The sequence below is a fragment of the Arthrobacter sp. FW306-1B-G06A genome, from assembly GCF_058781765.1.
Genome location: NZ_JBYSXB010000013.1, coordinates 38834 through 56710 on the forward strand (window position 1 = coordinate 38834; position 17877 = coordinate 56710).

The following is a 17877-nucleotide window of genomic DNA, read 5'->3' on the forward strand; positions in this document are numbered from 1 at the left end:
TTTCCTAACTAGATAAGTTGATGCGCGCGCGGTGTTTGACCCACGCGCTGCACGATTCCCTGGTTGACCAGCTCGCGAACCCTCCGGTAATGAAGGGGGTCGTAGCTGAAACTGTCCATAGCGAGGCTGCCGCCGGAGCCGTTCGTATCGATGAGCGCCAGCACCTCCTCGCGACCGGCCAGCTTGGCCAGGAGCGAGAGAGCCCGGTGGTCCCACATGGCCTGGGCGAACACCTTGTAACGGATCGACTCCCACGGCACCCCTTCCGGTCCCGGGTAGACCAGGAAGGCATCGCCGCCCGGGAAGGCTCCCCCGGCACACGTGTCCTTGAACGGGTCCACGGGCGCCAACGAATGGGCCGAGTTGTAGAAGTTGAATCCCCAATGCAGGAACCCCGCACATTCCAGGGCGAAGAGCTGATGACCCAACACCCTGTTTCGCACCGAGGGCATGGAAATGAACCGGTTGGCGACGCCGGTGTCCTGGGCGACGCAGTAATAGACCCACAGGTCCTTCACTCCGGCGGCCAGGAACGGTGCCACGGCGTCGCTTGCCACCACGGGATTCGGCACGGCCCCGCTGCTGTAGAACTCAAAGTCGCTCAGGGCGTCAACCACCGTCAGACCGTCCAGGAGATCCGCAACGACGCCCTTTGCCTGTTGGTATCCCGCCAGGGCTCCGGCACCCTCCGGTTCATCGGAAATGTGGAAAATGACCCGGTCAAGCGACCAATGCTTTGCCAAGAAGGACCGCAGGGCCGGCAGCAGCTCGGCCATGAGCTCCCGGTACGAGGACGACGTCGACGGCACGTCCCAGCCAAACCGCCGCTCCAGGCCTTCCGCGGTTTCGACATAGATCGCCGGAGTCGCTTTGGCCCCCCATTGGGTAAACAAGTGAGCTATTTCCAGGTACTCGATGCCGTGTTTGGCGCAAAGGCCAACCCAGCGCTCCAGCCTGCTGAAATCAAAGTGGTAGCCGGAATCATCGCGGATCCCGATCAGTTGGGTGGCCAGCCGCGTTCCCCCCATGGCCGTGTCCAGTGGAGGGGTCCACGTGGGTGTCAGCAGCGAGTTGGCGCCCATCCTTGCCGCGGACCCCATGAAGGCATCGATGATCGACCAATGCTGCTCACTGAAGACCTCGACGTCGTAATGGCTCGCCAAGCCGTCGCAGTGGAACCAATGGGCGTTCACGATCTCCAGTTCCGGGGCGTGCGCATGCACCACAGTGACGCAGAGGTGGGTGGCGAAGAGCGTGTTGCCTTCCGCGTCCCGTACCGAGATCCCGAGTTCATGCTCACCGGCGTTCTCCGCGGATGGCACCACGAAGTCGATCCATGCGGAGGTCCATTGCCCGTAGAGGGGCTTGATCATCCCGTCCGGGGCTGGCCGCAATAGGTCCGGATACAGTCCGGGGGTGTCGCGGTCGTACCCGGCATCATGCTCCGGGAATGCCGCCAATGAACATGGCACCAGCTCAACCTGCGAAATGGAGGTAAATCCTGCCGCCGGACCATCGACTGAGACTTCCAACGCCCCCGACAGCCGGAAGTCGTGCTTCATGGGCGGCCTGAGGGCCACCTGCACCGAGGCGGTCTCGCCGGAGAAAACGGACATCGGAATGGTCCTGTCGAACGGCCGGGGTGGAGCGTCCGGGTAGACCTTTTCCAGGGCATCCACCAGCACGAACGACCAACCGTCTTCCGGGGCCGGGTTCTGTTCCGTCAAGGCTGCGGTCCTTTCCTAAGTGAGTGTCTACGTGGGTGTCCATGTGAGTCCCTACTTGAGTCCGGAGCGGCCGATGCCCGCCATGACACGCTTCTGCATGAGCAGGAACATGATCAGGATCGGCGCCATGGCCATGAGCGAGGCCGCCATGAGGATCGGGTAATTGTTGGCGTGCTCACCCTGGAGGTTCGAAAGCCCGACGCTCAACGGTGCGGCGTTCGCCGTCGACGTCACCACCAAAGGCCATAAGAGGTCATTCCAGGACCACAGCACAGTGATGATGACGAGGGCCCACAGGCCGTTGGCCGCGAGTGGCAGCATGACCCGGAAGAAGATCTGGAACGGATTGGCGCCGTCGAGCCGTGCCGCGTCTTCGAGTTCGTCCGGGAGCCCCATGAAGAACTGGCGCATCAGGAACAGGCCGAAAGCGCTGAAGATGCCCGGAGCCACGATGCCGGCAATGCTGTTCAGCCACCCCAGGTTTTGGATGATCTGGTACTGCGGGATCAGGAACAACTGGGACGGCACCATGATGATCGACAAGACGACGGCCAGGATGAGCCCTTTGAAGCGGAACTGCATCCGCGCGAAGGCGTAGCCCGCCATCGAGCAGAGGAGCACTTGCCCGATCACCCGGATCACGGTGATTGCTACGGTCACCCAGAGCTGTGAACCGAAATTCATGGAGGTGAAGACGTCCACGAAGTTGTGCCATTGGACGACACTGGGCCACAGCATGGGCGGCGTGCTTTGGACTTCTGCGTTCGTCGAAAGCGACATGACGATCTGGTACAGGAGCGGCGAGATCATGGCCAAACCGCCAATGCCCAGTACACAATGTGCCAGCACGTTCGAGCCTTGCTTGCCGCCTGTGGCGCCGCCTCGGCTCTTGCCGTTGCTGCCCTTGGTGCCGCGGCTTGAGGGTCCCGGTGGTTTGCCCCCGGCGCGAGAGGGGCTGAATGCAGCTGTTCCGCTCTGCCGCGATTCGACGCCGCTTTTTGTTGAGAGCATCGATTCAGACATAGTTGACCCACCTCTTCTGGATGCGGAATTGGAAAGCGGTCAGAAGAGCGATGATCAGCAGGATCAAGATGCCGATGGCTGCCGCATAGCCCTTGTCGTTCTGCAGGAAGGCCTGGTTGTAGAAGATGTACACGAGGCTTTGCGTCTGCGGCATGGCCAGGTTCGCTTTCCCCATCATCACGTACAGCAGATCGAACAGCTGGAAACCGCTGATCACGGTGACGATCGTGACGAAGAAGATGCTGGGCGTCAACAGCGGAACGGTAATGCTGAAGAATTGGCGGACCCGGCTGGCCCCGTCCATTTCTGCGGCTTCGAAGAGCTCCCGCGGAATCTCGCGCAGTCCCGCGCTGATGATGATGAGGTTGAATCCCAGCGACATCCAAAGCCCCACGGTAGCCACGGCAAGCAGCGCGAACCCCGGCGTCGATGTCCAGTAGGGGCCCTGGATCCCGAACAAGCCCAGGAACCAGTTGATGGGTCCGAAGTCACCGTTGTAGATCAACCTCCATACGATCCCGACGGCGGCCGGCATGGTGATGTAGGGAATGAAGTACAGCGTCCGGTACAGGGCCGCGAAGCGCAGGCCGGGACGCTCGATCAAGGACGCAAGGATGACCGCGATGGGAATTCCCAGCAGCACGACCACCGTGTAGACCAGCGTATTGACGATTGACTGCGGAATGGTCGAATCCGCGAACATCCGCACATAGTTGTCCAGGCCGATGAACTTGGTTCCGCCGAAGACTCCCCACTTGGTGAAGCTGTAGTAGAACGTCTGGACGATCGGCCAAAGGTAGAACACGCCGATGCCCGCGACAGTAGGCACCACGAACAACCATGGCCACCAGCCATCCGATTTCGATTTTCCTTTGCGGCGATGCCCCGCTGGTAGGGCTGCACGGACGCCCTTGGCTGCCGGCGTCAGGGTCTGGGCTTTCATGATTCTTTGGCCAGGGCGGCATTCATCTGGCTGGCAAGGTCCTTTGCGACGTCGGCAACCGGCTTGGTCCCGGCGAACGCCTGCGGCAGCAGGGTGTTCTCGAGTTCGTTCCAGGCGGCTGTATTGGCCGACGCCGGGTAGGGCGAGGCATCCTTGGCCAGGTCAAGGAAGACGCTGAGGTCAACGGAGGGAACAGACTTTACCCAGGCGTCCTGGGTGCCGTTGAAGGCCGGGATGACGGTTCCCGTTTCCGCCTGGATCTTGGCAGCATCCTGGGTTCCCAGGAAGGCCACGAATGCCTGCGCCGCGGCAGGGTTCTTCGCATTGGCGGGAATCACGTTGGCAAGTCCGTGGATCACGCTCTGGTTGCTCTTCGGCCCCTTCGGGAGGCTGACAATGCCCAGATCGTCACCGAGTGCCTTTTGGGCTGGCCCGACGGTCCAGGAACCGTCCATGGTCATAGCCAATTTCCTGGACGTGAACATGTCGCTCGAGGACGTGTCCGTCAATTGCTGCATCGAGGGTGAAACCCCGGACTCGATCAGGTCGCGCCAGAACTGGAGGCCGGCGATTGATCCGGCGGAGTCGTATCCGGACTTCTTGCCGTCGGTCGAGATGATGGTCCCGCCGGCTTCAATCATCGTGTTGTAGTAGCTGGTCTGGCCACCCGTGAGGTCGCCGGCATAGCCGTAGATGCCTTTGCCCTGGTAGAACTTGGATAGTTTCGCGCCGGCCGATTTCACGTCGTCCCACGTCCAGGTGGACGTCGGTTCGGACACGCCGGCCTCCTTGAAGAGGGCCTTGTTGTAGAAGAGCGCACTGGTGTCGAAGTCCTTGGGGACCCCGTAGAACGCCCCGTTGACGGTGTACAAATCCACGAGTGCCTTGGGGTAATTGGCCGTGTCCACTGCTTTGCCGGACACCAGGCCGTCCAGGGACAACAGCTGGTTGTTTTGCGCGTAAAGCTTGATGTGCGGGCCGTTCATCCAGAAAACGTCCGGAAGGGTGTTGCTGCTTGCCTGGGTCTGGATCTTCGTCCAGTAGGCCGAGCCCTTGGACGGCGTGACGTCGATGGTGACTTTGATGTTCGGGTATTGCTTGTTGAATTCGGTCACGATCTTCTGCATCGCGGGCTTTTGCGCAGCGTCCCAGATGGCGTAGCTCAGCTCCGCGCTCAGGTCCTTCGCGGGAGCAGCGTAGGCGGCCTTGGCTGCGCTACCCCCTGCGGCACTGTTCCCGCCGCAGGCAGCGAGCGAAACGACGGCAGCACCGGCAGCCGCAAAGGAAAGGAATGACCTGCGGGTCACGTTGTGGTTCATAAGAATTCTCCGATGTCTTGGTCAGAAGACCGACGGTCCTTCGGGGCGGGCCCGCATTCGGCGAACAGCCAACCCAACTGGCGTTGTGCAGTTGATCACATCATGTTAATCGTTTAAAGGCAAGATTTCGAATGATCTTTTCTTAACTTTTTCGGGCACAAAACGTCACCAAAGTGCATGGAGGGCAGTTAGAGCGATCACCGGGCGCATGCCTCGACCTGCCAAAGGGACAGCCCCGGCTCACGCCGGGAGCGTCGGGTTTCTCATCGGAGGGTCGGATTCACGCCGAGGGCGCTGAGTCCCTCACGATGAGCTTCCACGGGAATTCCAGAATGCCGGCAGGCACATCGGGATTCTCTGCGCGGTCGAGCAGGAATGCGGCCAAGCCATCGAAAAAGCCCTCAGGACCAACGGTGGTCAACGACGGCGTCATGCGCTCGCCTTCCGTGGTGTTGCCGATCCCGATCACTTCGACGTCTTCCGGAATGCGGAGTTGCAGGCGTTGGGCCGCATGGATGGCTGCGATCGCGGCGAAGTCGGTGGTCGCATAGATCGCGGTCGGTCGGTCCGCACGCTGCAGGAGCCGAAACGCTGCGTCGAACGCGCTGAGTCCGTCGCGGTCATACGCCTCGACGTAGTCGTCCCGGTACTCCAAACCAGCCTTGGCAAGGCCGCGGGTGTAGGCACCCAAGCGGATGTCCAGGGTGCTCATCGACGGTGCTGAGGAGATCAGGCAAGCCACGCGGCGGTGCCGCGCGGTGAGGTGCTCCACTGCCAGATCGCACGACGAACCAACCACCGGCCGCACGACGTCGAATCCCTCAGGTTCCATGGTGTCGCTGAAGACCACCAGGCGCTGCAACCTTGCCGCCTGTGCCAGCAGTTCGACATCGCCGGGCTCGTCGGCGCCGTCAATGAATGTCACGTCCGCGTTTTGCCGTTTGAGGGCCACCCGCCAGTCGGTATCGGCCAGGATCATCGGCGTAATGCCTCGTCGGGCCGCAGCCGTACCAACAGCGCGGCTCACATCCAATGCCCACGGATCCGAGATCATGGTGAGCGACAACATGAGCAGGTTCGTTCGTCCGGTTCGGATTGCCCGTGCCGATTGGTTGGGGCGATATCCGAGGGCGAGGGCAGCCTCTTGAACCCGAAGCACGGTAGCGGGGGCCACCCCGGAACCGCTCCTGCTGCCGTCTTTGCCGCTCCTGCCTGAAAGCACATAGGACACGGTCGCCGTCGAGACCCCGGCTGCCGCCGCCACGGACTTGATCGTGGGGCGCATTCGTCTCCTTCGTGGCTAAGCCGCCGGACCACGGGCGTGGTGCGGCGGTAGTAGCATCATAGCCAGACGAGCGGGCGCAGGGTCAGCTCGAACAGCGTTCAGGAAGAGACGCTCCCGTAGCCCAACCGCCGTCCGCCATCACTGGGCCCAGCAGGCAAGGTACCTGCGATAATGCGTGTGGCCGTGACTGTGGTGCCGCTCTTCGTGCCGGAGACTGCGACAGTGTCGCCCGTCTTCAGGTCGGTGGCCTTGATGGTTTGGGGCGATGGCCGCCGGCCTTGCGTGCCCGTTCCGGAAGCGGGGAGCTTGACGATGGTGGTCGACGATGTGATCGCGTAGCTCTGCGTGAAGCCGTCATCGCTCTTGACGGAAATGCTCGAATCGCTGACGGACTGCACGGTGCCTCGCTGCGACACGAGCGTCGTGTAGCTGCCGTCCTTGTTCTTGACCGTGAACTCACCGTGGATCCCCGGACCTGCGATGCCGCGGGGAAGCACGGGGAACGGCCTGGCCTTGCCGGGCGACGGCGTGGCGGGCGACGCCGTACTTGTCGGTGTCGCGCTTACCACGTACGCGGGGATGATCTGGCCGGCAGCCCAGACTGCGGCCACACCACCGCCGCTCAAGACGACGGCAATACCGCCGGCGATGAGGGCCTTACGAACCCCCGGAGTCATGGTGGACATGGCCGAATCCTTTCTCCGCTCCTCCCCGGGCCGGTAAGGGGCGGGCAGCAAAGAACTGATGACTCCATGATGACGCTTGAAGCTGTGTGGGGGCTGTGGATCCAGACACAACTGAGTCGCAGTTGTTGTCGTTTTGACGGCTCAGAACGACATTAACTGCGACCCAGTTGGGTGAGGCGCGGGTTGGGCCCACGCCGCCCGGGTTCCCTGGCCGAGCGAAGCGAGGTCAGGGAGGCGGCGGTGGTCAGCCTTCGACGCCGAGCCGCTCCAGGATCAGCTGCTTGACGCGTCCCGCGTCGGCCTGCCCTCGGGTGGCCTTCATGACTCCGCCGACGATCGCACCGATGGCCTGAAGCTTGCCGCCGCGGATCTTCTCCGCAACGTCGGGCTGGGCCGCCAGTGCGGCGTCGATCGCTTCCAGCAGGGGGCCGTCGTCGGACACGACCGCGAGGCCGCGCTTCTCCACGATCTCGGCCGGGGTGCCCTCGCCGGCGAGGACGCCGTCGAGCACCTGGGAAGCCATCTTGTTGTTGATCTTGCCGCCCTCGACGAGCTTGTTGAGCTCCACGATGGTTTCCGGCGTGACGCCGAGTTCGGAAGGATCGACGTCGGCCGTCTTGGCGCGTCCGACGATCTCGCCCATCCACCACTTGCGGGCCACGGAGGCGCTGGCACCGGCGGCGATGGTCTCCTCGATGGAGTCCATGACGCCGGCGTTCACGACGTCGCGGAACTCGAGGTCCGAATAGCCCCAGTCGGCCTGGAGCCGCTTGCGGCGCGCCGCGGGCGGCTCGGGCAGCGTGGCGCGGAGTTCTTCGACCCATTCGCGGGATGCCAGGACCGGAACGAGGTCCGGCTCCGGGAAGTAGCGGTAGTCGTCGGCGTCGGACTTGGCCCGGCCCGACGTCGTCGTGCGCGTGTCCTCGTGCCAGTGGCGCGTTTCCTGGATGACCGGCTCGCCGGAGTCCAGGACGGCTGCGTGGCGCTGGATTTCGTAACGGACGGCGTGCTCGACGGCGCGCAGCGAGTTCACGTTCTTCGTTTCGGAACGGATGCCGAAACGTTCGCGACCGTGCGGGCGCAGCGAGACGTTGGCATCGCAGCGGACGTTGCCGCGTTCCATCTTGGCGTCGGAAACGCCGAGGTTCTTGACGATTTCGCGTACTGCGGCCACGTAGGCCTTGGCGAGCTCAGGTGCCCGGCTACCCGCGCCCTCGATCGGCTTGGTGACGATTTCGACGAGCGGAACACCGGAACGGTTGTAGTCCACCAACGAATAGTCGGCGCCCTGGATGCGACCCGTGGCGCCACCCATGTGGGTCAGCTTGCCGGCGTCCTCCTCCATGTGCGCACGCTCGATCTCGACGCGGAACACAGTGCCGTCCGAGAGCTCGATGTCCAGGTAGCCGTCGTACGCGATGGGCTCGTCGTACTGCGACGTCTGGAAGTTCTTCGGGGTGTCCGGGTAGAAGTAGTTCTTCCGGGCGAAGCGGCAGGACTCGGCGATCTTGCAGTTCAGGGCAAGGCCGATCTTGATGGAAGACTCTACCGCCGTCTTGTTCACCACGGGCAGGACGCCGGGCATGCCAAGGTCAACCTCGTTGACGTTGGTGTTCGGCTCGTCGCCGAAGACATTCGGAGCGGAGGAGAACATCTTGGTCTTGGTGTTGAGCTCCACGTGGACCTCGAAGCCAAGGACGGGGTCGTACTTCTCCATGGCCTCTTCGAAGCTGACGATGGCGTCGGTAGACATCAGTTGGAACCTCCGGCGGTGTTGAATGCGGTACCGAGACCTGCGTTTTTCAATTCAGGTGCCTTCGCCAACAGCGGGCCACCCCACTTCTCTTCAAGCAAGGATTCAAGGACAGCGCCCACGCGGTACAGGCGGGCGTCCTCGCGGGCAGGCGCCAGCAGCTGGATGCCTACGGGCAGGCCGTCTTCGTCGGCCAGGCCGCCAGGCAGGGACAAGCCCGGGATACCGGCCATGTTCGCCGGGATGGTGGCGACGTCGTTGAGGTACATGGCCAGCGGATCGTCCAGCTTCTCCCCCAGCTTGAAGGCCGTCGTGGGAGCCGTCGGCGAAATCAGGACGTCGGCCTGCGCGAACGCGGCGTCGAAGTCGCGCTGGATCAGCGTGCGGACCTTCTGCGCCGAACCGTAGTAGGCGTCGTAGTAGCCGGCGCTCAGGGCGTAGGTGCCCAGGATGATGCGGCGCTTGACCTCATCGCCGAAACCGGCGGCGCGAGTGGCACCCATGACACGTTCGATCGTCATGGGACCGTCCTTGGGCAGGACACGCAAGCCGTAGCGGACGCCGTCGAACTTGGCCAGGTTGCTCGAAACCTCGGACGGCATGATCAGGTAGTAGGCGCCCAGCGCGTACTTGAAATTGGGGCAGGAAACCTCGACGATTTCCGCGCCGGCCTCCTTGAGCAGCTCAAGGGACTCGTTGAAACGGTTCTCGACGCCGGCCTGGTAGCCCTCGCCGTGGAGTTCCTTGACGATGCCGATCTTCATGCCGGTGACGTTGCCCGTCTTGGCTGCGGCAACGAGCGTGTCGAAGGGGTCCGTCAGTGAGGTGGAGTCGAAGGGGTCGTGTCCACCGATGACTTCCTGCAGCAGGGCCGAGTCCAGCACGGTCCGCGAAACCGGGCCGATTTGGTCCAGCGACGACGCCATGGCAATGGCGCCGTAGCGGGAAACGGCACCGTAGGTGGGCTTCATGCCGACCGTGCCGGTGACGGCGCCAGGCTGGCGGATGGATCCGCCGGTGTCCGTGCCGAGGGCCAGCGGAGCTTCGAAGGCCGCGACGGCGGCCGCGGAGCCACCGCCCGAGCCGCCGGGGATGCGGTCCAGGTCCCACGGGTTGCGGGTGGGGCCGTACGCCGAGTGTTCCGTGGAGGAACCCATGGCGAATTCGTCCAGGTTGGTCTTGCCCAGGATGGGCATCTTCGCTGCGCGCAGCTTCTTGATGACGGTGGCGTCGTAGGGGCTGTGCCAGCCCTCGAGGATCTTGGAGCCGGCCGTGGTGGGCTGGCCGATGGTGACGATGAGGTCCTTGACGGCGATGGGTACGCCGGCGAGTTCGTGCAGCGCTTCGGCTTCGGCACCTCCGGCGGCGCGTATCGCGTCCACCTCGGCGGCTACGGCGAGCGCCTCTTCAGCGTTGACGTGCAGGAATGCGTTGACTTGCCCGTCAACGTCGGCAATCCGGTCCAGGTACGCCTGGGTGACCTCGACGGACGTGACCTCGCGCGCGGCCAGCTTGGCGGCCAGCTGAGCCGCGGACAAGCGGATGAGTTCGGAGTTGTTCAATTCAGTCATTCGCTTAGTCCTCATCCAGGATTGCCGGAACCTTGAAGCGGCCCTCGAAGGAATCCGGAGCCCCGGACAGCGCCTGTTCGGCCGTGAACGTGTGGCCCACAACGTCTTCGCGGAACACGTTGTTCAACGGAATCGGGTGGGACGTAGCCGGGACATCGTCCCCGGCGGCTTCGCTGACGGACTTCACCGAATCGACGATGACGGCGAGCTCGCCCGCCATCCTGTCCAGCTCTTCGGCACTCATTTCAATGTGAGCCAGACGCGCAAGATGCGCGACGTCGTCACGGTTGATCGCAGCCATGGATCTCCCCTGCAAAGTTCAAATGGTTTTCCGGACTAGTCTACGTGGGTTGGACGACGAACAACGCGGGGTCACTTACGGCCCATCCGGAGGTCCCGAATGGGCCGCAAGTGACCCCGCGTTGCTGGGTGCTTTGTTACCCGATGCCGATGGCTCCCGTCAGCATGCCCACTGCGAGCATGACGACCGAGATGACCGCTGTGCGCCACAGGACCTTCTTGTGGTGGTCGCCCAGTTCCACCTTGGCAAGCGAGACGAGCAACAGGATCGCGGGGACCAAGGGGCTCTGGAGGTGGAAAGGCTGGCCGGTGATGGAGGCCCGGGCCATTTCCGCGCCGCTGATGCCGTAGTGCGCGGCGGTTTCACTCAGGACCGGCAGGACGCCGAAGTAGAAGGCGTCGTTGCTCATGAAGAACGTCATGGGGATGCTGAGCAGGCCGGTGATGACGCCCATGAACGGACCCATCTCGGCGGGGATGATGTGGACCAGCCACGCGGACATTTCCTTGACCATGCCCGTGCCGTTGAGGACACCCGTGAGGACAGCCGCCGCCATGACCATGCTGACCACCGCCACGATGGACGGTGCGTGGGCCACCAACTGCGCGCCTTGTTCCTTGACCTTCGGGAAGTTCACCAGCAGGGCAATCGCGGAGCCCACCATGAAGACGTAGGGCAGCGGCACAAGGTTGGCCACGAGCATGACCATCACGGCGACGGTGAGGCCGAGGTTGAACCAGAAGAGCTTCGGGCGCAGGGTCTTGCGGTGGGGATCGAGTGCGGTGTCGGTCAAGCCGATGTCGGCCAGGTCAACCAAGGTTTCGGTGCGTTCCAGGACCACGACGCCGGAGCCTCCGCCGGTGCCAGTCCCGCCGCGGCCCGAGGATCCGGTGCCGCCAGCGCCGCGGCGCGTGCCGCCGTCGAACACGTCCCCTGCGTCGGCGACGTCGCCCCAGATCTCGGGAGCGGTGGCGCGGAGGCGGTTGCGTTCCTGCAGGCCCAGGAGCCAGGAGAACACGAAGACGACGACGAGGCCGGCGATGAGGGACGGGACCATCGGAACAAACACGTCGTTGACGTCGATCTTGAGGGCTGTGGCCGCGCGGGCAGTGGGACCACCCCACGGCAGGATGTTCATGGTGCCGTTGGCGAGGCCGGCCACACAGGTCAGGACCACGGGGCTCATCTTCAAACGGAGGTAGACAGGCAGCATCGCCGCGGTGGTGAGGATGAAGGTGGTGGAGCCGTCGCCGTCGAGCGATACGGCGGCCGCGAGGATGGCAGTGCCCAGGACCACTTTGGCGGGGTCGTTGCCCAGCTTGCGGAGAATGAACTTCACCAACGGGTCGAACAGTCCGACGTCGATCATGAGTCCGAAGTAAACGATCGCGAACATCAGGAGTGCGGCCGTGGACGTCATGGACTTCATCGAATCCATAACCATTGGCCCGATGCCAAGACCGGCACCGGCAAACAGGCCGAAGATGGTGGGAACGATGATCAGCGCCAGAACGGGCGTCAACTTCTTTGTCATGATCAGGATCATGAACACCGCAATCATTGCGAATCCAAGCAATACCAGCACAGCCGGCTCCTTACTACAGTGAACGGCATCACGTCGATGTGATGCGCGATACAGAACCTATAGTGGCGACGCTCACAGCAAGGCGTTTGTGGGATTTGATGGACATACTGCTGATTGAGAGCATTTTGCTCATTGTGCTCAGTGCTTCAATGGAGAGGTAGACGTAGAAGTACAGCGCCGCTGCTGCCCAGCTCCAGCCGGCCAATCCCCGCCGGAAGGAGGCAGCATGCCCAGGCTTGCCCTGCGGTTCTCGACGCAGACCCTGCTCTTGCAACTTGGGGTCGTTCTCTTGGTCGTGCTGCTTAGCGGCACCGTGCATGCGTGGCTCGTCTATGGGCGGATCGGCACGGAGGCGGAAAACCAGGCGCTGACTTTGGCACGCACCGTGGCTTCGGATCCCGCGCTCCGTTCCCAGGTCCAAGCCATCAGCAACGAGCCGGGAACGCCGCCTCCCGCAGTGCTCGCGGTCGGCCCCATCCAGGCTGCTGCCGAGGCCGCCAGGAGCCGCACTGGTGCTTTGTTCGTGGTGGTCACCGACGAGACCGGCTTGCGGCTTGCCCACCCGGACTTGGTCCGGCTGGGCGAACGGGTCAGCACGGATCCCTCGGATGCGCTGTCGGGGAAGGAAGTCACCACCCGGAACACAGGCACTCTGGGACCATCCGCAGGTGCCAAGGTCCCGGTCTTCGCTCCGGGTTCCGCAGGGACGGGTTCCGCAGCCACGGTGGTGGGCGAAGTCAGTGTGGGCTATTCGATGGAGTCGCTCAGCCAGAGCCTTGCCAAGGACATCGTCCCGATTGCCGTGACCGCGGCAGGCTCCCTGGTTGCCGGGGTTCTGGCGTCATTCCTCCTCCGCCGCCGTTTGCAACGCCTGACGTTGGGCCTCGAACCCGAAGAAATCAGCACCCTGGTTCATGACCAGGTTGCCGTGCTTCAAGGAGTGGACGACGGCGTGATCGGCATTTCCGCCGATGGCCGCATCACGGTCTTCAATGCCGCGGCCAGGCGGCTGCTTCGTATGCCCGAAGCGTCGGGAACTCCCGGCTCCCCTGCCGCGGCGGGCTCGGACTGGTCCGGCACGGACTTGGCGGGCACCGATTGGGAGAATGCCCCCGTCCCCGCGCAGCTCAAAGCCCTCACGCAACCCTCCGCGCACGACGCCGAAGCCGTGGAAATCGTCGCGGGCGGGCGGGTCTTGGTTGCCAACGCCCGCAAGGCGCTGCACCGCAAAGAGGATCTCGGCTGGGTGGTCATGCTCAGGGACCGTACCGAGCTGCAGCAGCTGACGCGCCAGCTCGACGCCGTTGGCACCATGTCCGCCGCGCTCCGGGCCCAGCGCCACGAATTCGCGAACCAGCTCCATACGATCGCCGGATTCATGAGCATCGGCCAGCACGGCCAGGCCAAGGACTATCTCGCCACGATCTCCGCCACCGGCCCCCTGAAGTTTCCCGTGCAGCAAGCCGAACTCCTCCAGGATCCCTATCTGCAGGCGTTCGTCGGCGCGAAGAGCGTGGAAGCGGACGAGCGAGGGGTGGCGTTGCGGATCGGCCCGGAGACGCTGGTGCGGGAGCATGTCACCGAGCCACAGGACGTCACCACCGTGCTTGGCAACCTGATCGACAACGCCGTCAATGCCGCCGTCGCCGGCTCTTCGACGCAACGCTGGGTGGAGCTTGAGCTGCTCGACGAACCAGGGCCCGACGGCGGCACGCTGCACATCGTCGTCGCGGACTCCGGCGACGGCCTCGGCGGTGTCGAGCCCGAAAGGGTTTTCGTGGAGGGGTTCACGACGGCGGAACCCGCCGAAGGCGTCATCGCCAGGGCAGGCGGGCAGGGACTCGGGCTCGCGCTGGTCCGGCAACTCGCCCGGCGTCGCGGTGGCGACGTGCGCGTCCTGGACCCCGGCTCGTCCGGCGGCCCGGGCGCCGTCTTCATGGCCACGATGCCGGGGGTTACCGGCTCGCCAGGGGTTACCGGCTCGCCGGGGGTTACCGGCTCGCCGGGGGATGCCCCGCCAGCAGAATCCTCCGCAGCAGCCGAACCACCCGCAGCTGAACGCAAGGAAGGAAACCAATGAGCGAAGACTTCAGGGTGTTGATTGTGGATGACGATTTCCACGTCGCCAAGCTCCATGCCGCCTACGTGGACTCCGTGGCCGGTTTCCTGGCCCTGGCCCCGGTGGGTTCGACCGCGCAGGCACTGCAGTCCGTGCATAGCCTTCGGCCGGACCTCGTGTTGCTGGATGTCTACCTGCCGGACGGTTCGGGCCTGGATCTCCTGGGGCAACTCGATGTGGATGCCATGATGCTGACCGCGGCTTCCGACGCCGTGTCCATCAGGACAGCCCTCCGGCGGGGTGCCTTGGCATACCTGCTCAAACCGTTCGCCGCCGAATCGCTGTCGCAGCAATTGCGCTCCTATGCCAGATACCGGCGGATCCTGGGCCGGCAGCATGCGGTGGACCAGGACACAATCGAACGGGCCAAGCGGGCGCTCGTCGCGGGGGACGTGGCGCCGTCGGGAAAGCCGCGATCGGCGACCGAAGCATCGGTACTGGAATCCTTGGCGCCGGGGGAACAATACTCGGCCACGGAAGTAGCGGAACGGGTGGGCGTCTCACGCGCCACGGCGCAACGGTACCTGTCCTCGCTGGCCGACGACGGCGCCGTCGAAATCCAACTGCGCTACGGCAGCACCGGCCGCCCGGAACACCGCTACGGCGTCCCCGCGCGACTCTCCCCCAACTGACTCGCCCACCCAAGTAGTTCCCACCCAACTGACTCGCAGTAAGTGTCGTTATGAGGCGTCAAAACGACACTTACTGCTAGTCAGTTGGGCTGTTCAGGCGCTCTTCTGGGCTACCAGCTCGATTTCGACCAGCATCTCCGGGTCGAGGAACGGCAAGACGTGGACCAGGGAAAGGGTGGGCCGGATCTCGCCGAAGACCTCGCCGTGCGCGCGGCCGGCGTCTTCCCATTTGGTGATGTCGGTCAGATAGAGCTTGGACTGCACGACGTCCTCGTAGTCGAAGCCGGCGTCGGCCAGGACCGCACCCAGCTTTTCGAGGATGTATTTGGTCTGCGAGTAGAAGTCGTCACCGACGATGCCATCAGGTCCCGACGCCGCCGTGGCCGAAATGAAGAGCGTGTTGTCCACCTGGACCGCTCGGGAGTATCCAAGTGCCTGTTCCCAGACCGAGCCCGTGCCGAATGTCTTGCGCATGCCGCGCCTTTCTCAGTTTCCGCACCCGGCCCGATGACCGGGGTTTACGAGGAAACTTTATTGCTGGCGCACATCCTGCCGATAAACGAACAGTTTTATGTCGGTCCCGGGTACGAACCAATCTCGCTCCGGTTCGCGCTCGAATCCGGTTTTGGCGTAGAGGGCGTTGGCGCTTTCCCACGTTGCGCCCGTGGTGAGGGAGACGGCGTTGATGCCTTCCATTGAGCGGGCTTGGTCGACGACGGCCTGGACCAGTGCCCGTCCCGCGCCGGAGCGCTGAACCTCCGGATCAACCACCAACGTACGCATTTCGAGTTCGTCCGGAAGGCCGATGTCCGAGAAGTCGCCTCCGGCCTTCGCCGACGTGACGGATCCGATAACCTGGCCGTCGCGTTCGGCGACGAAAACGTCGGCGTACCGGGCGCGGCCGGCCACGTCGCGCAGCTTCTCCAGGTATGGGTGGTCCGGGCTGCCATAGTAGCCAGCGGTCACGTAAGACGACATCGTGATACGGGCTACGGCGTCGTAGTCTTCGGGCAGGGCGGGTCGGACGGTAATCTGCGAATGCACTGATCCATGGTAGTCGCGCCCGAGGTGCCCGGGGTGCCAAAGCGGTGTTTCCGTGACCGAACTATCACCCGGGGCCTAACGCCCGCTCAGATACAAGGCCGTTCCACCCAACGCCCGCTCACTTAAGTGAGCGAGCGTTGGGTGGAAACCCCACATAAGTGAGCGAGCGTCTTAAAGTACGACGGCGGTGGGCGGCTTTGCGTCGTCCCGCCAGCCTCGGACGCTCGCTCAGATATCCACCCCAATCCCCCAACGCCCGCTCAGATATATGTGAGCGAGCGTCGGCGAGAAACCCCACATAAGTGAGCGAGCGTCGGAGGCCGCTCAAACATTGCTTCGCGTGGCGCCAGATTGAGTCCGGTTTCCGGCTGTGAAGCCCGGTTTCCTGCTGTTGCGGGAAGGTTTCGCGATGCTGGCGCGGGGCGGTTGTCTCGTGGTTGATTGGCGGCCAGGAGACAACGAAAGGAACACAGATGAGCCCCCAGCAACGCACACTCCACCTCAACGCATTCCTCATGAGCACCGGACACCACGAGGCTTCGTGGCGGCTGCCGGAAAGCAACCCGCGCGCCAGCACCGACATCCGGCACTACCAAAACCTCGCACGGATCGCAGAGCGCGGCACGTTCGACTCCATCTTCTTCGCAGACTCCCCCGTGATCTTCGGCGACGTCGGACGCCGTCCCGCGGGCAAGCTGGAACCGACGGTGCTGCTCACAGCGATTGCGGCTGCCACCGAGAAAATCGGCCTCATCGCCACGGCGTCCACCACGTATAACGATCCCTTCAACCTGGCTAGGCGCTTCGCCTCGGTGGACTTCGTCAGCGGCGGACGGGCCGGCTGGAATGTGGTGACCACAGCCGGACCGGAAGCCGCCCGGAACTTCGGCATCGACGATCAGCCCGCCCATGCCGCCCGCTATGAACGAGCGGCCGAGTTCCTGGAGGTGGCCGCCAAGCTCTGGGACAGCTGGGAGGACGACGCGGTCATTGCCGACAAGGAAGCTGGCGTCTGGGCAGACTCAACCAAGGTCCGGCCCATCAACCACGTGGGCAAGCATTTCCGGGTCCGCGGACCGCTCAACGTGCCGCGCTCCCCCCAAGGCCATCCCTTGATTGTCCAGGCCGGTTCCTCCGAGAACGGCAAGGGCCTGGCCGCCAGGTACGCCGAGGCCGTGTTCACGGCCCAGCAAACCCTGGAAGATGCCCAGGCGTTCTACGGAGACCTCAAGGCCCGGACGGTCGCGCTTGGCCGGGCGGCCGAGAGCATCAAGATCCTGCCGGGTATTGTCCCGGTGATCGCCTCCACGCATGCCGAAGCGCTGCGCCTGGAACGCGAACTGGATGAGCTGATCCGGCCCGAATACGCGAGGGCCGAGCTGGCCAAGACGCTCCGCGTGAACCCAGAGGACCTGCCCCTCGACCGCCAACTTCCCGCCGATCTTCCGGACGAGGACTCGATCGAAGGCGCAAAGAGCCGCTACACCCTCATTGTGGAGCTTGCCCGCCGCGAGAAACTCACGGTACGCCAACTGATCGGCAGGCTGGGAGGAGGCCGCGGCCACCTGACTTTCGCGGGAACGCCGGAGCAAGTGGCCGACGCGATCCAACTATGGTTCGAAAACGGCGCGGCCGACGGCTTCAACATCATGCCGGCCGTTCTACCGTCGGGTCTCGAAACCTTTGTTGACCGCGTGGTGCCGGTGCTGCGCCACCGGGGGCTGTTCCGCACCGAATACACGGGCAGCACGCTGCGGGACCACTACGGCCTGGACCGCCCGGCGAACCGCTTCTCGGAGCTTGGGTCGCTCGCCGCGGCCGGGGCCTAACGACGAAGGGTCCAGACGCGCAGCCAGCCACAAAGCCCCGACGACGGCGGTCATCCCGCG

The 17877-nt window shown here is 64.0% G+C and carries 15 protein-coding genes; 3 read left to right on the forward strand and 12 right to left on the reverse strand.

Annotated features, from left to right (window positions below):
- Nucleotides 1-8: 8 nt before the first annotated feature.
- The 10 genes from AC3WJM_RS09010 to AC3WJM_RS09055 all read right to left on the reverse strand — a co-directional run bounded on the left by AC3WJM_RS09010 (nucleotide 9) and on the right by AC3WJM_RS09055 (nucleotide 12193).
- On the reverse strand, nucleotides 9-1727 hold the full coding sequence (locus AC3WJM_RS09010) for a DUF4091 domain-containing protein (RefSeq protein ID WP_492271691.1): 1719 nt from the start codon (nucleotides 1725-1727) through the stop codon (nucleotides 9-11).
- Between the two features lie 51 nt (nucleotides 1728-1778).
- Complete coding sequence (locus tag AC3WJM_RS09015; RefSeq protein ID WP_492271692.1) at nucleotides 1779-2750, reverse strand: carbohydrate ABC transporter permease; 972 nt, start codon at nucleotides 2748-2750, stop codon at nucleotides 1779-1781.
- Nucleotides 2743-3693 carry a carbohydrate ABC transporter permease gene (locus tag AC3WJM_RS09020; RefSeq protein ID WP_284989764.1) on the reverse strand — a complete coding sequence of 317 codons (951 nt, stop codon included), beginning with the start codon at nucleotides 3691-3693 and terminating at the stop codon, nucleotides 2743-2745. Before AC3WJM_RS09020 ends, AC3WJM_RS09015 begins: the two co-directional genes overlap by 8 nt.
- Nucleotides 3690-5012, reverse strand: coding sequence for an extracellular solute-binding protein (locus AC3WJM_RS09025; protein WP_306961326.1), 1323 nt, complete (start codon nucleotides 5010-5012; stop codon nucleotides 3690-3692). The genes AC3WJM_RS09020 and AC3WJM_RS09025 overlap by 4 nt, the downstream gene beginning before the upstream one ends.
- Before the next feature lie 280 nt (nucleotides 5013-5292).
- Nucleotides 5293-6297 (reverse strand): LacI family DNA-binding transcriptional regulator, encoded by a 1005-nt coding sequence (locus tag AC3WJM_RS09030; RefSeq protein WP_306961324.1) that lies wholly within the window; start codon nucleotides 6295-6297, stop codon nucleotides 5293-5295.
- 98 nt (nucleotides 6298-6395) lie between these two features.
- On the reverse strand, nucleotides 6396-6983 hold the full coding sequence (locus tag AC3WJM_RS09035; protein WP_492271693.1) for a DUF5666 domain-containing protein: 588 nt from the start codon (nucleotides 6981-6983) through the stop codon (nucleotides 6396-6398).
- 244 nt (nucleotides 6984-7227) lie between these two features.
- Nucleotides 7228-8736, reverse strand: coding sequence for an Asp-tRNA(Asn)/Glu-tRNA(Gln) amidotransferase subunit GatB (gene gatB, locus AC3WJM_RS09040; RefSeq protein WP_492271694.1), 1509 nt, complete (start codon nucleotides 8734-8736; stop codon nucleotides 7228-7230).
- Nucleotides 8736-10307: an Asp-tRNA(Asn)/Glu-tRNA(Gln) amidotransferase subunit GatA gene (gatA, locus tag AC3WJM_RS09045; RefSeq protein WP_306961319.1), complete on the reverse strand. Its 1572-nt coding sequence runs from the start codon at nucleotides 10305-10307 to the stop codon at nucleotides 8736-8738. Before gatA ends, gatB begins: the two co-directional genes overlap by 1 nt.
- Before the next feature lie 4 nt (nucleotides 10308-10311).
- On the reverse strand, nucleotides 10312-10608 hold the full coding sequence (gene gatC, locus AC3WJM_RS09050) for an Asp-tRNA(Asn)/Glu-tRNA(Gln) amidotransferase subunit GatC (RefSeq protein ID WP_184736130.1): 297 nt from the start codon (nucleotides 10606-10608) through the stop codon (nucleotides 10312-10314).
- Nucleotides 10609-10744: 136 nt separating this feature from the next.
- Complete coding sequence (locus AC3WJM_RS09055) at nucleotides 10745-12193, reverse strand: CitMHS family transporter (RefSeq protein ID WP_306961317.1); 1449 nt, start codon at nucleotides 12191-12193, stop codon at nucleotides 10745-10747.
- A 226-nt stretch (nucleotides 12194-12419) separates the two neighbouring features.
- Here AC3WJM_RS09055 and AC3WJM_RS09060 point away from each other — a divergent pair, with 226 nt between their 5' ends.
- On the forward strand, nucleotides 12420-14273 hold the full coding sequence (locus AC3WJM_RS09060; RefSeq protein ID WP_492271695.1) for a sensor histidine kinase: 1854 nt from the start codon (nucleotides 12420-12422) through the stop codon (nucleotides 14271-14273).
- Entirely contained in the window at nucleotides 14270-14944 is a 675-nt protein-coding gene (locus tag AC3WJM_RS09065) for a response regulator (protein ID WP_492271696.1), read from the forward strand. The genes AC3WJM_RS09060 and AC3WJM_RS09065 overlap by 4 nt, the downstream gene beginning before the upstream one ends.
- A 93-nt stretch (nucleotides 14945-15037) precedes the next feature.
- Here the strand turns inward: AC3WJM_RS09065 and AC3WJM_RS09070 are convergent, their stop codons facing one another.
- Together AC3WJM_RS09070 and AC3WJM_RS09075 are read right to left on the reverse strand one after the other, a co-directional pair.
- On the reverse strand, nucleotides 15038-15418 hold the full coding sequence (locus AC3WJM_RS09070; protein WP_284989773.1) for a RidA family protein: 381 nt from the start codon (nucleotides 15416-15418) through the stop codon (nucleotides 15038-15040).
- Between the two features lie 57 nt (nucleotides 15419-15475).
- Nucleotides 15476-15988 carry a GNAT family N-acetyltransferase gene (locus AC3WJM_RS09075; protein ID WP_492259667.1) on the reverse strand — a complete coding sequence of 171 codons (513 nt, stop codon included), beginning with the start codon at nucleotides 15986-15988 and terminating at the stop codon, nucleotides 15476-15478.
- 473 nt (nucleotides 15989-16461) lie between these two features.
- Here AC3WJM_RS09075 and AC3WJM_RS09080 point away from each other — a divergent pair, with 473 nt between their 5' ends.
- Nucleotides 16462-17817, forward strand: coding sequence for an LLM class flavin-dependent oxidoreductase (locus AC3WJM_RS09080; protein ID WP_306961308.1), 1356 nt, complete (start codon nucleotides 16462-16464; stop codon nucleotides 17815-17817).
- Nucleotides 17818-17877 lie beyond the last annotated feature (60 nt).

What these genes read in the sequence shown, in the direction of transcription:
- AC3WJM_RS09080 (WP_306961308.1), top strand. Translation starts at nt 16,462, where the DNA reads ATGAGCCCCCAGCAACGCACACTCCACCTCAACGCATTCCTCATGAGC.
- AC3WJM_RS09020 (WP_284989764.1), bottom strand. Translation starts at nt 3,693, where the DNA reads ATGAAAGCCCAGACCCTGACGCCGGCAGCCAAGGGCGTCCGTGCAGCC.
- AC3WJM_RS09025 (WP_306961326.1), bottom strand. Translation starts at nt 5,012, where the DNA reads ATGAACCACAACGTGACCCGCAGGTCATTCCTTTCCTTTGCGGCTGCC.
- AC3WJM_RS09030 (WP_306961324.1), bottom strand. Translation starts at nt 6,297, where the DNA reads ATGCGCCCCACGATCAAGTCCGTGGCGGCGGCAGCCGGGGTCTCGACG.
- AC3WJM_RS09065 (WP_492271696.1), top strand. Translation starts at nt 14,270, where the DNA reads ATGAGCGAAGACTTCAGGGTGTTGATTGTGGATGACGATTTCCACGTC.
- AC3WJM_RS09060 (WP_492271695.1), top strand. Translation starts at nt 12,420, where the DNA reads ATGCCCAGGCTTGCCCTGCGGTTCTCGACGCAGACCCTGCTCTTGCAA.
- AC3WJM_RS09035 (WP_492271693.1), bottom strand. Translation starts at nt 6,983, where the DNA reads ATGTCCACCATGACTCCGGGGGTTCGTAAGGCCCTCATCGCCGGCGGT.
- gatC (WP_184736130.1), bottom strand. Translation starts at nt 10,608, where the DNA reads ATGGCTGCGATCAACCGTGACGACGTCGCGCATCTTGCGCGTCTGGCT.
- gatA (WP_306961319.1), bottom strand. Translation starts at nt 10,307, where the DNA reads ATGACTGAATTGAACAACTCCGAACTCATCCGCTTGTCCGCGGCTCAG.
- AC3WJM_RS09070 (WP_284989773.1), bottom strand. Translation starts at nt 15,418, where the DNA reads ATGCGCAAGACATTCGGCACGGGCTCGGTCTGGGAACAGGCACTTGGA.
- gatB (WP_492271694.1), bottom strand. Translation starts at nt 8,736, where the DNA reads ATGTCTACCGACGCCATCGTCAGCTTCGAAGAGGCCATGGAGAAGTAC.
- AC3WJM_RS09015 (WP_492271692.1), bottom strand. Translation starts at nt 2,750, where the DNA reads ATGTCTGAATCGATGCTCTCAACAAAAAGCGGCGTCGAATCGCGGCAG.